The 16,911-nt window shown below is 41.0% G+C and carries 12 protein-coding genes; 1 reads left to right on the forward strand and 11 read right to left on the reverse strand.

The genetic code is table 11. The features are described 5' to 3' along the window. Nucleotides 1-16: 16 nt before the first annotated feature. The 7 genes from EJP82_RS04090 to EJP82_RS04120 form a co-directional block, all read right to left on the reverse strand. On the reverse strand, nucleotides 17-1,267 hold the full coding sequence (locus EJP82_RS04090) for a glycosyltransferase family 2 protein (RefSeq protein ID WP_127190734.1): 1,251 nt from the start codon (nucleotides 1,265-1,267) through the stop codon (nucleotides 17-19). 2 nt (nucleotides 1,268-1,269) lie between these two features. Further along, entirely contained in the window at nucleotides 1,270-2,826 is a 1,557-nt protein-coding gene (locus EJP82_RS04095) for a DUF2334 domain-containing protein (RefSeq protein ID WP_170220123.1), read from the reverse strand. A 48-nt stretch (nucleotides 2,827-2,874) separates the two neighbouring features. After that, nucleotides 2,875-4,359 carry a glycan biosynthesis hexose transferase WsfD gene (wsfD, locus tag EJP82_RS04100; protein ID WP_211350036.1) on the reverse strand — a complete coding sequence of 495 codons (1,485 nt, stop codon included), beginning with the start codon at nucleotides 4,357-4,359 and terminating at the stop codon, nucleotides 2,875-2,877. Between the two features lie 29 nt (nucleotides 4,360-4,388). Next, nucleotides 4,389-5,513 carry a hypothetical protein gene (locus EJP82_RS04105; RefSeq protein ID WP_127190736.1) on the reverse strand — a complete coding sequence of 375 codons (1,125 nt, stop codon included), beginning with the start codon at nucleotides 5,511-5,513 and terminating at the stop codon, nucleotides 4,389-4,391. Between the two features lie 668 nt (nucleotides 5,514-6,181). Beyond that, nucleotides 6,182-7,165 (reverse strand): substrate-binding domain-containing protein, encoded by a 984-nt coding sequence (locus EJP82_RS04110; protein ID WP_127190737.1) that lies wholly within the window; start codon nucleotides 7,163-7,165, stop codon nucleotides 6,182-6,184. Then, nucleotides 7,162-8,949: a sensor histidine kinase gene (locus EJP82_RS04115; protein WP_127190738.1), complete on the reverse strand. Its 1,788-nt coding sequence runs from the start codon at nucleotides 8,947-8,949 to the stop codon at nucleotides 7,162-7,164. The genes EJP82_RS04110 and EJP82_RS04115 overlap by 4 nt, the downstream gene beginning before the upstream one ends. Beyond that, a complete protein-coding gene (locus EJP82_RS04120; protein ID WP_127190789.1) occupies nucleotides 8,946-10,604 on the reverse strand; it encodes a response regulator in 1,659 nt (552 codons plus the stop codon). The genes EJP82_RS04115 and EJP82_RS04120 overlap by 4 nt, the downstream gene beginning before the upstream one ends. Before the next feature lie 226 nt (nucleotides 10,605-10,830). Between EJP82_RS04120 and EJP82_RS04125 the strand changes: the two genes are divergently transcribed. Continuing rightward, entirely contained in the window at nucleotides 10,831-11,418 is a 588-nt protein-coding gene (locus EJP82_RS04125; RefSeq protein ID WP_127190739.1) for a hypothetical protein, read from the forward strand. 53 nt (nucleotides 11,419-11,471) lie between these two features. Here the strand turns inward: EJP82_RS04125 and EJP82_RS04130 are convergent, their stop codons facing one another. The 4 genes from EJP82_RS04130 to EJP82_RS04145 form a co-directional block, all read right to left on the reverse strand. Beyond that, complete coding sequence (locus EJP82_RS04130) at nucleotides 11,472-11,924, reverse strand: GNAT family N-acetyltransferase (RefSeq protein ID WP_127190740.1); 453 nt, start codon at nucleotides 11,922-11,924, stop codon at nucleotides 11,472-11,474. Next, nucleotides 11,917-13,101: a formate-dependent phosphoribosylglycinamide formyltransferase gene (purT, locus tag EJP82_RS04135; RefSeq protein WP_127190741.1), complete on the reverse strand. Its 1,185-nt coding sequence runs from the start codon at nucleotides 13,099-13,101 to the stop codon at nucleotides 11,917-11,919. The genes EJP82_RS04130 and purT overlap by 8 nt, the downstream gene beginning before the upstream one ends. 142 nt (nucleotides 13,102-13,243) lie before the next feature. After that, nucleotides 13,244-15,097 carry an ABC transporter ATP-binding protein gene (locus EJP82_RS04140; protein WP_211350037.1) on the reverse strand — a complete coding sequence of 618 codons (1,854 nt, stop codon included), beginning with the start codon at nucleotides 15,095-15,097 and terminating at the stop codon, nucleotides 13,244-13,246. Then, a complete protein-coding gene (locus EJP82_RS04145; RefSeq protein ID WP_127190743.1) occupies nucleotides 15,094-16,866 on the reverse strand; it encodes an ABC transporter ATP-binding protein in 1,773 nt (590 codons plus the stop codon). Before EJP82_RS04145 ends, EJP82_RS04140 begins: the two co-directional genes overlap by 4 nt. Between the last annotated feature and the right edge of the window lie 45 nt (nucleotides 16,867-16,911).

Below are 16,911 nucleotides of genomic sequence, written 5' to 3' on the forward strand. Positions count from 1 at the left end.
AAGTTTCGTCCCCCTTTTAATAGCGTTCGGTTTTATACCATTTAACTTCTCGTTTAAATATTAAATCCTTGAGGTATGTATACAGCCCATACGCTACGACAACAATCCACATTTGACAGTAAGAAATATACATAAGCATGATAATCCAAAGGTTAGAGAGTTTCATTTCGCCTTTTTCCGTCATGACGGTAATAAAGGTTCCTACAATAAACATAATAATGGCAAGCATCCATAGAAATGAGCTAAAGCTAGCCAGCGTCGTATGAACAAAACCTAGAGCATGTAGAATAAGCAGCAGATCTGACATTAACAACGAGATAAGCAACAGAAAATAAATAGATAGAAAATAGATGATGTCAAACAGAATGTTCCTTGCTGAACGATCAAATAGTAATTTGAAGTTCTTTACAATAACGTAGATATTCCCTTTCGCCCATCGTGTTCTTTGTTTGAACCAGACTTTTACGGTTTGAGGTTCTTGTTCCCAAGTGACGGATTTGGGTTGAAACTTAATACGATAACCCATCATATAGATACGAAAGCTGATCTCTGTATCCTCCGCAATCGCATGTATATCCCACCCGCCAATCCGCTCCAAGATATGACGACGAATAATAAAATTGGTACCAGGAATAGTACATAGCTTGAACAATTTCCACCGACCTGCTTGCGCCATCCACTGAAATGATAAAGTTTCAATATTTATAAATCGCGTTAACAAGCTGGCATCACGATTACGAGTTCGGAACTTACCAATGACAGAACCTAACGTTTGATCCTTGACGATTTCGGCCACCAGGAATCTTAACGCATTTTTCTCCGGTGTGTTATCCGCATCATAAATCGCGATCAATTCGCCTTTACTCTGCGCAAATCCGATATTTAGTGCATTGGATTTACCTTTTCCTCCCGTAACTGAATCCGTGTTAATAATGATTAAATTACGATTTGGATTTTTCATCTGTAAATGGCTAAGCAGCACACTGCTATTATCCGAAGAGTTGTCATTGATCACAATAATCTCATAACGATCATGGGGATAATCCAATGCTAACAACGCCTCAACCGTCCGAGTAATGACTATCCCTTCGTTATGAGCAGGCACCATAATAGAAACAAATGGTGCTTCTCCTTCTAATTCCGGTATAGGATCTCTCTCGTTCTGAATGTAGTATAAGTAACCGGCAATGATGAGTACCACATTAACAAGCAACAGAGACCAGATACAGATTACCGAGATAAGCATGAGAATATCTGCAATTGTCATTGTTATCTCCTTCGATTTAAATATTTTCGTTTATATAGTCGATAACCGATGATGAACATTATTCCAAAAGCAAAAAGTGTCAATAAGATTAACACGATAAAAATCTTATTCTGTATGCTAAACAATGTCTCAAAGCTCTTCTCGGGTTCTGGCTTATAGGAATATTCCGGACTTACAGTCCTATATGCATTGTTCAAATCAACGCTGTGACCATTAATCTCGAACATCCCATTATGTGTAGAAATGGTATTAGCTTGTGTCTGCACGTTATGAGGCACCGATTTATAATCATCAAACGTGATCCAGCTATCGATATACGCCTGGACATTTTGATCCAGCTCAGCCTCGGTTTCAAAGAAGTTGTAGACCAAAGCTGTACTCATCGGAAAACGTTCAATGACCTTACCGGTGTGCTCAAACTGCTCGAGAAAATCCAATTGTATCGTATAAACAGAAGACGAGAACGACTTGGACGAATCTGATTGGGATCTATGACGTATATTTTCATTGGGGAATAGAACAGCTGAGTCGAAGCTCCCCATACCATACTCAGAATATTGCTGATCATAGGTCCAATACATTTCTGCCCCTAATCCTAAAGGAGCAATCTCGTAATCAGCCAGAACATCCACAAATAATTCCATCTGAGCCTTAAGTTCCGGTCCAATTTCCTGAATTGTCGACGAGACTACGGGGGTGTTAACCAGGATACTTCCGTTATGGGATTGAACATACTTTAGTGTTTCCAAATAGCGCTGCATTGCAGGATAGTCCGTGTTGTGAAATACAGGCCTAACGCTAACAATAAATGGAATACCTGCACTATAGAGCTTATCTGCCATTTTCTCCAATAACGGTAAGTCAGAAAAAGGATAAACTTCTTTGAACAATAGATAGGTTTTCCCTTGCTCAGTAACCCTCAGCCAATCTTTTAACACATAGGCCAGGGCTATTTCACTCAAGTTCCCCTTTTCATAGTAAGGTACATATGCCAAACCATCATGCCTCACCGCATAGGGTGTATCCATATCGTTATTCTCAGATGAAATGCTACCATATTGGATACTCCCCATAGCTTGTACAATATAAGGCATGTGGCTCACATGAATTGTTGGTTCAGAAAATTGTCCAATCGATAGTTTAACGAATTGTTCATTTGCATTCTGAATTGTCAGGTTAAGCTCCGTTTGAATCTTACTAGGTAGTTGCACTCCAATATGTAAATAATCACCCTCATAGGATGCAAAATCTTGAATATAGTCTGTATTACTTATTGTGAGTTCATTCGCATTTCGAACCGCTATAACGCTCGTATACTTCGCTAAGGTTCCCTTTTTGTAGTTATCCATGGTTGTCTCAGTAACCTTTACCCCAAAAGATGCAAGCAATCTTTGCAGTGCCTCGATATTTCCTTCTCTTGATGTTCCTTTTGCCAAGCTGTCATAGATAATCAAGACATGTGCAGGTTCTGGTTTTGATGCATGAACGAATGATAGAGGAATCCCCAGAATGACAACGAGAGTCACGATGAGCGTCCTTATCATTATTTTGACGTGCATATTCATACCCCCTTACCAGCCTCAAAAGATACTATAAAGTGCACAATTTTAATCTTGATCCATGCGCAACAAACGATGACGGATGATATCAGCTATCAACAAAAAGGTGACAAGATCAAAGGTGACTGTAAAAAGAAAAACGTGCTTAGCCATATCAGCGTCCCCTGCCCCAATAATCGATACTAATATGCCAGATAAGCCAAACAAAATGAACGTTATAATGAGCGGAAACCGAGCGGCTTTCCTCATATTCCTGGACTTAATCGCTGAGATAAACGAAGGTGAATATAAGCCGATGACTAAAACCATCCAAACAACGATAAAACCAAACGTTCTTGGCGTAAGAGCCTTTTTCATTAGGCTGTACCCCGAAAAAAACGTTGTTTGCGCTCCCGGGGGCTTTCCAACCGATTTCTCGTAATTACCCATAGCTGGAGGACGAATAACAAATGCGCTTTTTGCCCCCAAATCGAGTAATCTGCCAGCTTGAGCTGGATGCGTGATGTAATATTTCAAAATAGACCCGAACCCATAATGACTGTAAAAGCTCTTCTCTAATATTTCAGAGTCAACGTCCACTGTCGTATTCATTGCATAATAAATACTTTTATCCAAGATGGCATATTGCTTGTCTATACCAAAGGACTCTAATGTCTCTTCTGGATTGGGCGATTCCATGAGGATCCCACGTGTCATGGCATGATATTTGTTAATATTCACAAACTCTTTCGGAATGAATAAGTAAGTACTAACCCCTGCAAGAAGTAAAATCAGAAGTGAGGAAGTCATCAATATCCGAAATGTCCTTCCCTTACGAATAAAAATGAGCATGATCCCTGTAAAGGCAATAATGACACCCACTGGAGCATTTTGCTGTTTACTTGTCGTTAGTAAGAGTCCACTGAGGGTGAACAAGGCCAGCATTACGTAATCGTTGTACCGATTTCGATAGAGTAATAAACCTGATGCAAACATAAACAACAGCATGATGAACACGATGCTTTCCCCAAAGAAAGAATTGAAATAAGTCGTATACCCTGTGTCACCAAACATAAAAATAGCCAAGAGCGCAATAGGATAACCATATTTAGCTGGCATTTTCCAAGTCAGGCTTTCTACTAGCAAATAGATTGCCACCGTGTAAAGAACCACATATATCACTGCTTGAACGCGTATATCAAATATCTTCTGATCAATGAAAAGCTTGTTTATCCACACGGCAAACTGGATAAATAAAGACTGTGACGAGAAGATATCTGTACTATTTTCATTATAATATTGAAAAATCCCAAAGTTCTTAATAAAGTAACTAAAATATTGATTGTCATAATCAGGAACATTAAAATACAAGCCATTGCCGTATAAGATACGGAAATAATCACCATTATCCGCCATTCCAATATAAGGTGGTCTGAATAATGCGAAGATCGTAATCAGCAATACTCCGATTGCTGCAAATGAGGCCGGCGTTCCATAGCGACGAAGTGCCACAAGTCTATGTTGACTGAATAATTTGACTTTATTGCCTGTCATGAAGCATGTCTTCCTCCCTCATAAGTTCTTTAGTAAACAAATGCTAATAGAGCCATTAAATTATCAAAGGAGTATGCTGTGAGTGTATCGACATCCCCAAAACCACCATAAAGGGGACTAGATAAATCCTGAACCTGATACTGAATCATACGTTGGATACTGTCTTCATAAAGCTCTCGATCATCCAGCTCGGAACCAATCATTGCTGCAATTGCATATATCGCAGTGGATTGAATATCATTCGTAGGAACTCCCTCAACGGTATATTGTCCAAACAACTTACCCTGCTTTACTTGTTCTTTAAGATAACTAATACTCGATGGATTCTGCTGTTTCACTTCGGAAAGTGCAAGAATCGTCAGGAGTGATTCTACCGTGTTAATATGATCTGAATTGTAGGAACCACTATCATATTGATAACGAGTCTCGTAGAATGGGAACCTATCCGATATATACCCGTTGTGGATAATATCCAACATATTTATATAGGTCTTTTCTCCTACTTGTGTCGAATCCGAGATTAGCTGAAGTGTTTTTAAATCGATATAACATAAAGTGATAAAACTATTGGTTATCTTGTATTGATTATCATAGAAGTCATAAACATGGTTATCTTTGACGTTGTGCTTGTAAAAACGTTTAGCATATGTATCAGCATCCGCTACATAGTGTTTATTCTTGAATACACTTCCAGCCTCATAAAGCGCACGAATGATTCGCAGATCATCCACTGCTGCATTAACAGAATAGTTCTTATCAAGCTTAGGACTATACCGATAGCTAAACCCGTTTGTTCGATCATAAGTTTGCTTAGTGCGTATCCATTCTTTCTCAAAGGCATCCTGCTGATTAGTCAATACATAATAACGTAGTAGTAAGCCGGCCGACTCACTCAATACCTCATGCCCTGTCGCCACCTCTGCAGATTGATCCGTATCCTGATAATTCGTAAAAACACCATGACTGCCAGATAGCTTGTTTATAATAAACTGATACAAATAACTTAGCTCTTTCTGGGGTTCAAAGTCCCCCGTGTTATGATCAAACGACGAGTTAGTCGCTATATTTTGTTGCGCAGGCAACTTGTGCTCCCTGTAATAGACAAACAAGCAAAGTGATAGAATGATACATATACAAAGAATGACACGCTTCATCACTCCTTTTGTCCCCCTAATCCCTGATGTATATTTTTGATCTGAATACCCACAACAAAGTTAAAAAATATAATGATTTAACCCTAATACATAGGTCTTTATGTAACAAACTAGGAAATAAGTCACATTATATTTCCCACTATAAACCAAAGGATGGCATTTTTCCAGTATATTATATTTTTTTCATCATTAAGGTTAATCACACTACTACTCTATTTCTATACCCGATTTTTGATAGACCTACCCCTTGTTTTGGAAGAAACAGAACTTAATCGAATAGTGTTGGAATTTCCTGTTATTTCAAAAAATATATCGTATCGCCCTGAATGTATTCTGAATGTTACGAACAAGGAGTATCTACCTTGGTACACAAAAAAAACCGATAACCTTCTAAATCAAGGTTCATCGGCCGCATAATTTGTCGAAATAATATAGAGAGATACCTACCTTGCACTGCTTGCAACTGGTTTTTTTCTCACCCCCTCTAAAAGACCGGTGAAAGAAAAGCGGAGCGGGCCGTTTGAATCTGGAGAAGCAAAGCGTTCGCATTTGTAGTTGGATTGTAACCCTTTTAGGTTTTATATGATAATGACAATACAACTACAATAGCGATCGAAAGATCAAACGGCATGCGGAGCGACTGTTTTCACCGTTCTTTCCCCTCCGTTCTATTTTACAAACGGAAACAACAACTTCTGATTCTCAGGCCATAGCATATTATCCAGATCAATCAGCTTCGTATCGGTAGGAATCTTACCATCTAAACGCTCACCATGCGCAGCCTTTACAGCGGCAACAATCGCCATGTATCCATTATTAAACGGATTTTGCACGACCATCGCTTGAACTGTTTCCTCCTGTAACAATTCGAGCATCTCGGGAGGGTTATCGAAGGTAATCATTTTAACCTTGCCAGCGTAGCCCATGTCCACTACAGCTTTACCTGCACCAATCGAAGATTCCGCACTTAGAGAGACGATGCCATCCAAACGGGGATAATTAACCAACATCTCCTTCGTCAGTGTGTAGGCCAAAAGTTCATCTGAACCGCAGTATTGAATGTCCATCACTTGCACATTTGGGAACCTGGCAACGTAATCAAGAAAACCTTCCTCGCGTTGATCTGCATTTCTAGCTCCTTGTACGAAATTAACAATCCCGATTTGACTGTACTTGCCTGTCAATTCCACCAAGCGTTCAGCTGCTTTTTGCCCGGCTTCATAATTATTAGTGCCAACATAGGTTTTCACTTTCGCTGATGCCACTTCTGAATCCATTGAAATCACCGGAATATTATAATAAGAAGTCTGGTCTGTAACCTGACCCAAAGCCTCATAATCGCTAGCTGCGAGCACAATAACGTCAGGTCTACGCGCAATCGACTCTTCCATTAATGCAATTTGCTCTCTATAATCGTTCTCGTTATCAGGGGCTAAATAATTCAAATTGATGTTGTATTCTTTGGCAGCAGCTTCGGCTCCCATTCGAATCGTATTCCAATAATCTCCCCGATCCAGCTTAACGATCATATCTACAACCATAATTTTATCTGCGTTTTGTGTACTCCTTGAAGTTGTGCAGGCAGAGAGGATTAAAGTCAGTAGAACGATTAGAGTAATCCCCTTGCCACCGAACATTATTATCTTCCTCATGACTCCTCCCCTTCCGACAACTCCTTCTCTAGCTTAACGATTGGAATTGTAATTGTGACGGTGGTTCCTTCTTCTTGCTCGCTCTCAAAATGCAATCCATAGTACTTGCCGTAATACAGCGATATTCGCTCCTGCACATTACGTACGCCCACCCCGGAGCCTGGCCCATTCCTCATGACATTACTAAATATTTTCTCGACAGCTTCTGCAGACATTCCGACACCATTATCCTTGATTCGGAAGACTAGATTGTCACCCTCTGATTTAACGTAAATTCCGATAAACCCCTTATCGGGTGAGTTTTCGATACCATGATGTATCGCATTTTCAACTAGTGGTTGTAGGATCAACTTAAGCGTCAGATAATCATTAACTCCCTCATCACTTACAATTTCATATTCAAACTTGTTCTTGAAACGGATGGTTTGAATAATCAGATAATGCCGGATATGCTCTAGTTCCTCTTGGACCGTAATAATATGACTGCCTTTACTTAAGCTGATACGAAAAAACCGTGATAACGACGTAATTGTTGTGACAACTTCCTCGCTCTTCCCCATCTCTGCTAGGCGAGTAACAGAATTCAACGTATTGTAGAGAAAGTGCGGATTAATCTGAGATTGCAACACGTCTAGATCGCTCTTTCGTTTTGCCTCTTGCTCCTGGATGATCTGGTCCATGAGCTCGCGAATCCGCCGCAACATGAGATTAAATCGCTTGGATAATTGTTCCACCTCATAGGCTCCACTGACATAAACATTCGTTTGAAAGTCACCCTTTTCCACCATCTTGACCGACTTTTCTAGCTTACGAAGGGGCTGCGAAATTTTGGCTGAGATATAAATATTCACTATGAGCACAACAACGATCACTAACATTAAGACCCTGATAATAAAGTCGCTCAATTCCTTTGTAGTCGTCAAAAACTCATCCGCATAGGCCACACCGACTATTTTCCACCCCGTCGGAACTACCGTTTGTATCGTAATTATCCGTTGCTCTCCCTCCGCATAGTCAAGATAACTACCGTATGTATAATTCAGCACAGATTCCATATTCTCATATTTCAAACCGGCATAAATTAGTTGTTGTTGGGGGTGATAAACAATGGTTCCAATGGAATCAATAATGTATACGTAACCCTTTTTACCAAGGCTCACTCTTTGACTGAGTTGATCAATGGTACGGAAGTTAATATCAATGACGAGAACACCCTTCTTTAATCTAGCGTCATCTTGATACAATATTGTCTTACTCATGGAAACAACCCAGCGATATTGCCATTTAAATAAGTTTTGAATATGCGGTGGCGTGTATTGAAGAGTTCCCTGTTTCCGCACTGCCTTCTCGAACCAAAGTTGTTCGGTTAGCTTCGTGTTCTGGCGCATCGGAATCTCGGGCATGTTACGTACCAAATCACCTTCCTCAGTAAACAGTGCCATTGAAACCAAGTCATCTCTCGTGTTAAGAATGGTATCCAATTGCTCACCGAGTTGTTTGTTTGAGACATCGGATGCCATATTAATCTTCTCTTCTACGACATCAAAAACATCCTCCATCCCGCTAACGTACAATTCCAGATTTGCATTAACCTGTTCAATTGTTTGCCCTAGCCCTAGAAAAGTGTTCTCCTCCGCAGCCTTCGAGAATCGATCAAACAACATAATACTAACTAGTAAGACAACTATCACAGTGATCGTAATAGAGGAGACCGAAATGAGAACTTGTATATTCCGAAAATGAAAACCTTTTAGATATCTGGAAATTACATTCCAAAATCTCATTGGACTTTTGCTCCACTTCGGTATTCTTTAGGAGATATTCCATATTTCTTGCGAAAGCAAAAACTGAAATAGTTCGGATCCACAAATCCCACTAACTCGGCAATTTCAAACGCTTTCAAATCCGTAGTTCGTAATAAGTCCTGTGCCGCTTCCATTCGCACACCCATCAAAAAACTTACAAATGTCATTTTCATTTCTTTTTTAAAAATATTACTAAAATATCCTGTACTAATATGTAAATGATTGCAGACCTTCGTAATTGAAAGCTCTTTTTCCCCATAGTTCGACAATATATATTCGCGTGCTTCAGTCACCAGCTTGTTATAACTAGTCTGACGATCGGATGTGATATCATTTTTTATCTTCATACACACATCAATAAACCACGACTTCGCTTCTTCCGCATGTGTAAACTTAGAAAACTGCCCCAGGATAGAAACCTTATTGCCGAATAACTGATCCAGGTCCACATGGATGTCCTTGGCAGCTCTGATCACAACCGTTAACATCTCTAACAAATATACTTGGAAATCCTGATTGGATACACGTCCATCAAGTAGACCACTAAAATGATCATTCAACAGATCTAGTAACTCCTCGTCACTTCCTAACTTAAGACACCGAACCAATTCCTTCTCCTTTACTTCATCAAAAGAACTAGGCGCACATTTCCTTGACTCCACATCTTCAATCCAAATTACCTTGTTATTGCCAAGAATTAGCCGATAATCTAATGCTTGTTGAGCTTCTTTATACGAAGATAATATGTCTCCTATATCTGAAATAACCGAACCCACACCAATTGTCACAGTTAATTTCAAATAACGCTCAACACTAAACACAATTTCCTCTACCAACTGAAACGTTCGGTTCGCCGCATCTTCTGAGCGCGTATCCTCACTAATGCTAAGTAATACGACTTCATCATGATGAATAAAAACCTTATTCGTATAATTCCTTCTTACAATTTCCTCCGCTATATTAAGCACTGCAAATAATTGGAGTTGAGTATCATGCGTTTCTCGCAGTGAGGCCGATTCATTCGAACGCGCTGAACCTACTAAAGCGTTGCTTACTCTTGACATAGAATCAATACTGATTACCGATACCATATAGCTTTGGCCATCTAAATCAAGATCGTAATGCTGACTCTTCTCCCGAATTTCGGGTTCCGGAAGTCTGCGTGACATTAGGGAAGAGAGAAATAAGCTTTGGAGAATCGGCAGATTCTTGCGATAATGTTCCGTGAGAAGCTGCACATTTTCCTTGTCGGCCATCTCTTCATCTATCTGATCCTTTACCTTCTCCAGCACTTCCACTAACTCTCCAGCAGAGAATGGTTTCAACACGTATTCATCAATCCCTAGCCGAATTGCCTTTTGTGCATATTCGAATTCATCGTAACCGGTGAGTATGATGATCTTTGTTCCCGGATAATGATTGCGAATCCATTCTGATAATTGAAGACCGTTCATGAAAGGCATTTGAATATCAGTTACTACCACGTCGGGATGATGCTTCTCTACCATCTCCGCGGCTTCCTTTCCATTCTCCGCAGTATCCATCACCTGATAGCCAAGACTTTCCCACTGAATTTGTCCCAGCAATCCTTCTCTTACGTCCTCTTCATCGTCCACTAGTATCAATTTATATATCATATGCAACCTCTCCCCATTAAGCATAGATCTGCAATAAATCCCCCTAATTTCCCCCCGATTCTATCGTATTGTCCTATAAAAGTAAATACGTCCAATTGTCAACTTGGACTTTAGTCTAGTATTATTTTCCTTCCTGAGTCGGTTTCGCTATTCCCCCAAGTGACATACCATGGTAATATCAAATGGAAGTATATTAACAATAAATTTTATGGCGGTTGAGAACATGGATGATAAGAAGCAAATTTATATTCTACTAAGTAATCCACGCAGCATTGTGACAAAAATGATAGGTCTGTACACCAAGGCTCCTTTTAATCATGCGTCTATTGCTTTTGACTCGCAATTACGGAAAGTGTACAGTTTCGGAAGGAAGCATCCACTTATTCCTGTATATGGCGGATTCGTGAGAGAGAACATCCATACTGGTGTATTTGAGAAGGCTACGTGTGCTGTTTATAGTTGTACTGTCAGTACAGAAACCTACAATAAAATGAGAGCTTATGTACAAAAATTTGAAGAGAACAATGAGTTATACAGCTACAATTTCCTTGGCATTCTAGGGATTATTCTCAACATGGAACTTGGAGGAGAAAATTCGTACTTCTGTTCACAGTTCGTAAGTAGCGTGTTTCAAAATAGTGGTGTTACCCTAATTGAGAAATCAGCTGCGTTAACTACACCTTCAGATCTGGGAACTTGTGTGTTCCTGAAGCTTGTATTCCGGGGCGATTTATCAACCTATCGTAATCATTATTGCCGTCACCGAAACTCCTCTCCACATGACCAGCATCCAATATATGCCGCCAATTGAATACTAACTAAGTAAAAACGGGTACGATCCATAAGGATCGTACCCGTTTCAAATTAAGACATAACCTTACTTAGTCTGTAGCCCGAGCAAGTATAACCTAAATGCTCATAGAATGTTTTAGCTGATTTGTTACGATCACCCGTAGATAGATACACTTGTGAGCTGTCATGTTCTTTACACCATGATTCTGCCGCACGAAGCAATCGTTTACCAATTCCCGTACCTCGGTATTCCTCATCCACCACCATAGCAGAAATTTGCGATACTGGTTTCTTCATATCATGGCTTTGATACAGCTTCAAGAATGTCGTACCCACTACATTCCCATCAAGCTCAGCAACCAGACTGCACTGCAAAGGATGATTATCCAGCATGGAAAGATGCTCCTTAAGCACACTCGGTGTTGTTGGATAACAGAGCTGCCGCATTAGCGGAAGCATGTCATTCACATCATCACAACTGCTATTTCGAATGACTAATGCTGGAGCACAGACTTGACTACTCATTGGACCATACCACCTTAAGTAGACTTGCCGCTTGTTTAGCGCGGCTGCGAGCTGTTTCAACATCCTGTGCACTGCTTAGAGCTACTGCCATACGGCGCCCAGGTTTACATAGCGACTTACCAAACACACGGATTTGCGTTCTTGGAAGACTTAATGCTTCATTCAAACCTGCGATAACGAAATCTTCGCCTTCACGGTCACCTTTTAATGTCGCAGATGCACCTGAAGTAAGCAATTCAACGGACGGAATTGGAAATCCTAGAATAGCCCGAACATGCAGAGCGAATTCGGATAAATCTTGAGTAACCATAGTTACCATACCTGTATCATGTGGTCTAGGTGATACTTCACTGAATACGACTCCATCTTCAGTAAGAAATAATTCTACGCCGAATAAGCCAAAGCCACCGAGAGAATCTGTAATTTTACGTGCAATGTCTTGCGCATCGGTAAGCTGCTGATCACTTAGAAAATGGGGTTGCCACGATTCGATGTAATCCCCATCTTGTTGAATATGACCGATTGGTGGACAGAAGATCGTACCGGATGCTGATCTCACCGTTAACAAAGTAATCTCACTGACAAACGGGACAAAGGATTCAACAATGACACGCAACTTCTTGGCGCGCGCCCCCTCCAGAGCATTATTCCAGCATTCCCCAACCTCTTCGAATTTCCGGCATACACTTTGACCCTTGCCTGATGAACTCATCAAAGGCTTGATCACACACGGAATACCGATGTTTGAAACCGCTGCTTCTAATTCCTCTAAACTGTTAGCGAATGCATATCTGGCCGTCGGCAATCCTAACTCTTCCGCTGCAAGTCTACGAATCCCTTCACGGTCCATCGTAAGTAGTGCTGCCGTAGCCGTCGGAATAACAGTGAAACCTTCCTCTTCCAACTCAACCAAAACCGACGTAGCAATCGCTTCAACTTCCGGAACAATAATATCCGGCGATAGCTTCACAATAAGCGATTTCAGAGCCTCTCCATCTAACATGTCGATCACATACGATTCATGAGCAACGCCCATAGCTGGCGCGTGTTCATATCGATCAACTGCGATCGTTCTGACTCCAAGACGTTGTGCTTCGATCACAACCTCTTTACCCAGTTCACCGCTACCAAGCAGCATCATGCTTTTAGCGTTTTTCGATAAAGGAGCTCCCCACATGAGTACCCGTATCCCCCCTGAATTTGAGTGCGTTTATTTAACATCAATTTAATATAGTGATAATAATCTCACTCTATTTTCAGGGATTTTCACGAAATATGCAATAGTCTTTCATTAAGTTCACACTTTATTCGACAAAAGGTTACAAAAACCGAAACTGTGCCTCTACCAAACCTGAGTAAATGCCACCATGTTTCAATAATTCATCATGTGTACCCGATTCCTTGATCTCGCCATGATCCAACACGACGATATTATCAGCACTACGGATCGTTGACAAACGATGGGCAACAATGAACGAGGTTCTACCCTTTAGAAGCACCTTCAAGGCATCTTGAATTTTAAGCTCTGTCTCGGTATCTATACTGGCGGTTGCCTCATCCAAGATCAAGATTCGTGGATTGGCTAGTAGCGCGCGAGCAAAGGAAAGCAATTGCCTTTGTCCCATGGATAACGCCCCTCCCCGTTCCTCAACTTCCGTGTTATAACCTCCTGGAAGTTTCATAATGAAGTCGTGAGCGTCCACTGCCTTCGCTACACTCTCCACTTCTTCGTCGGTGGCATCCAGCCGACCAAATCGAATATTATCCCGGATACTTCCGGAGAAAATAAACGTATCTTGCAGCACGATCCCAACTTGACTACGCAAACTCTGCACCGTAACATCGCGGATATCGTGTCCGTCGATTAATACGGCTCCATCTGTCGTGTCGTAGAATCGACTGATCAAATTAATAATAGTACTCTTACCCGAGCCCGTATGACCAACTAAAGCGATGGATTGCCCTGGTTGAACATTCAAATCAATTCCCTTAAGAGCCTGACGCCCTTTTTCATATTCAAAGACAACATGCTTGAACTGTACATCACCATGGATCGTAGGCAGCGGTAGCGCTCCCGGTTTATCCGTAATACTTGGTTCTTCATCAATAAATTCAAAGATCCGTTCTGATGATGCCATGGCAACAAGCAGTTGGTTATACATTTGGCCCAGTCGATTGATCGGATCCCAGAAATTACCTACATAGTTACTAAATGCAACAAGTAAGCCGATCGTTAATTCCCCCGATTGAATCAAATAAACCCCAAGCATAAATAATATGAAGGTACCTATTCCCCCCGTTATTTCAATAAGCGGGCCAAACATTTGGTTCATCGCGGACGCATTATCCCAAGATTTCTTACTTTCCTTATTCATCATATCGAAATACTTCATATTTTCCTGTTCTTGTGTATATGCCTGAGTTACGCGAATACCTTGAATCGACTCATTCAGGTGAGAGTTTATTCGCGAGTTCTTCATCCGAACTACCTGCCAGGCGATCCGAATCTTCTGTCTCAGTTTAGTGGAGATCAGGAACATAATCGGTACCGTAATCATTACTGCAAGTCCTAGCTTCCAATTAATGAGCAACAGAATTACGACAATCCCGACTAACTGAACACAATCGATCATGAGGTTGACGACACCATTCGTGAACAGCTCTTGCAGTGAATTGACGTCATTCGTTACCCTTACCAGTACAGAACCGGCTGGCCGTTTATCGAAAAAGTTAAATGATAGCTTCTGAATATGTTTGAATAAATCCGAACGAACGTCATAAATGACTTTTTGACCAATAATATTCGTGTATTTGATGCGATAAACACTAGCTGCCCATTGGATGATATACAATACCACCACTGCTGCAGACAAAATGTAAAGTAACTTTAGGCTCGTATTTCCATCGGCTGGTGCGATCGCTTTATCTATGGCAAGACTCGTTAGAAAAGGTACCGTCAGTTTAGTGATTGTGCCAAGGATCGTCATCAGACCAACCAATGGAAGAAGTTGCTTCGCATATGGCTTCATATAGCCGAACAATCGCTGGAACTGTTTCCAATCAAAACCTTTATCGATGAGTTCATCATCTTGGTAGATAAATCTTTCTTCTATCTTTTTATTATGTTTGACGTTAGATTGATGTTTCTTATTCGTTTCAGTTTGAATACTCATGATGATTCCGCCTCCCCTTCAGTGCGGGTTGCTCTAGCTAGATGATCTGCGTATTGAATGCGATAGACTTCTTGGTATGGCCCGGGAACTTGGATTAGTTCTTTATGCGTACCTCGTTGTACAACGTTTCCCTCATCTAGTACGAGAATTTCATCAGCATGCCGTAGTGAAGATATCCGGTGAGCGATAATAAATGTAGTTCTCCCCCGCATAACTTCTTGGAATCCTGACTGAATTTCTTGCTCCGTCTCCATGTCTACCGCACTTGTTGCATCGTCTAGAATCAGAATTTTAGGATTCTTGAGTAATGCCCGAGCAATGGCTATTCGTTGTTTCTGTCCACCCGATAATCCCATACCACGCTCTCCAACTACTGTATCGTAACCATCAGGCATCTCCATAATAAACTCATGCGCCTTGGCTAATTTTGCGGCCCTTTCAACATCGTCCATCGTTACATTGTTCATTCCGTAGGAAATGTTATTCAGAATGCTGGATGAGAATAAGAACGTCTCCTGAAACACCGTTGAAATCTGACTTCGTAGACTATGTACGCTGATATCTGAGATATTCTGCCCATCCAAGCGAATACTGCCCTCGTTCACATTGTAGGCCCGCATCAGTAACTGTATAATTGTTGATTTCCCCGAACCCGTGCCCCCGAGAAAACCGATAACCGAGCCAGGGGCAGCCTTAAAATCAATATCTGTCACTGCAGGCATCTTGTTTCCATAAGCAAATGTAACATGGTCAAATTCTACGAATCCTTTCACCTTTAGTGGATCAAGAACAGTAGCATTCGGTTTATCTCTCACATCAATCTGCTGATTCAGAATCTCCAACACCCGTTCACCAGATGCTTTAGATTGAGTATAGTTGTTAATGTGGAACCCAAGTCCCCACATAGGACCTATGATGTACCAAATTAAGCTAAAGAAGGCTACTAATTCGCCAAGAGTCATTTCCCCCTTGATGACAAACGTTCCTCCAGCCAATAGTAGGACTGCCACGCTAATTGAAGCGAGTAGCTCCATTACCGGAAAGAACTTACTCCAAAGTATCGCTGCAAAGATTTGATTATCCTTATATCGTTCATTGCGATGAGAGAACTTCTCCATTTCATACGGCTCTCGGGCAAATGACTTAACTGTGCGTACACCCATAACATTCTCTTGTACTGCCGACGTTAATGAACTAAGAGCCTGACGCATTTCCTGAAATGCAGGGTGAATTTTGGATTCAAATTTTAAAGCGACTCCGGCCAAGAACGGAATCGTAATCATCGTAAGCAAGGTGAGTTTCCAACTTATAGTCATCATCATGGTCGAACCAAATGCAACCATGAGCACCAAATTTAGAATCTGTGCAAATCCAAATCCAACAAAGTTACGAATCGCTTCCAGGTCCCCTGTCAGCCTTGACATCAAATCCCCTGTTTTTGCCGTATCATAGTAGCGGAATGATAAAAATTGTAATTTTTCATAACAAGCATTTCGTAACCGATAAGCAAGGAAATTACCGAGTCTCCCGCCAAAAAAACCGTGCAAAAACTGCAATAAAGCTTTCACGACAACAACGGATACGGCCGTTATTGCAATCCATAATACATCTCCATAATTTCCTGGTTTAATTACATCATCAATTAACTTCCTCAAGAGCTGAGGATACACGAGCCCAAGCGCCGTAGCGGCTGCCAGACACAGTATGGACAGGATCAAATAATTAAGCCTTTCCCTGTAAAATCCTCGAAGTTGCCTTAGTACGTCCATGTATTTCCCTCCCAGTAGAACAATCATGTTGTATTTTATTTGATT

It is taken from the genome of Paenibacillus anaericanus, from assembly GCF_003994475.1.
GTDB lineage: Bacteria > Bacillota > Bacilli > Paenibacillales > Paenibacillaceae > Fontibacillus > Fontibacillus anaericanus.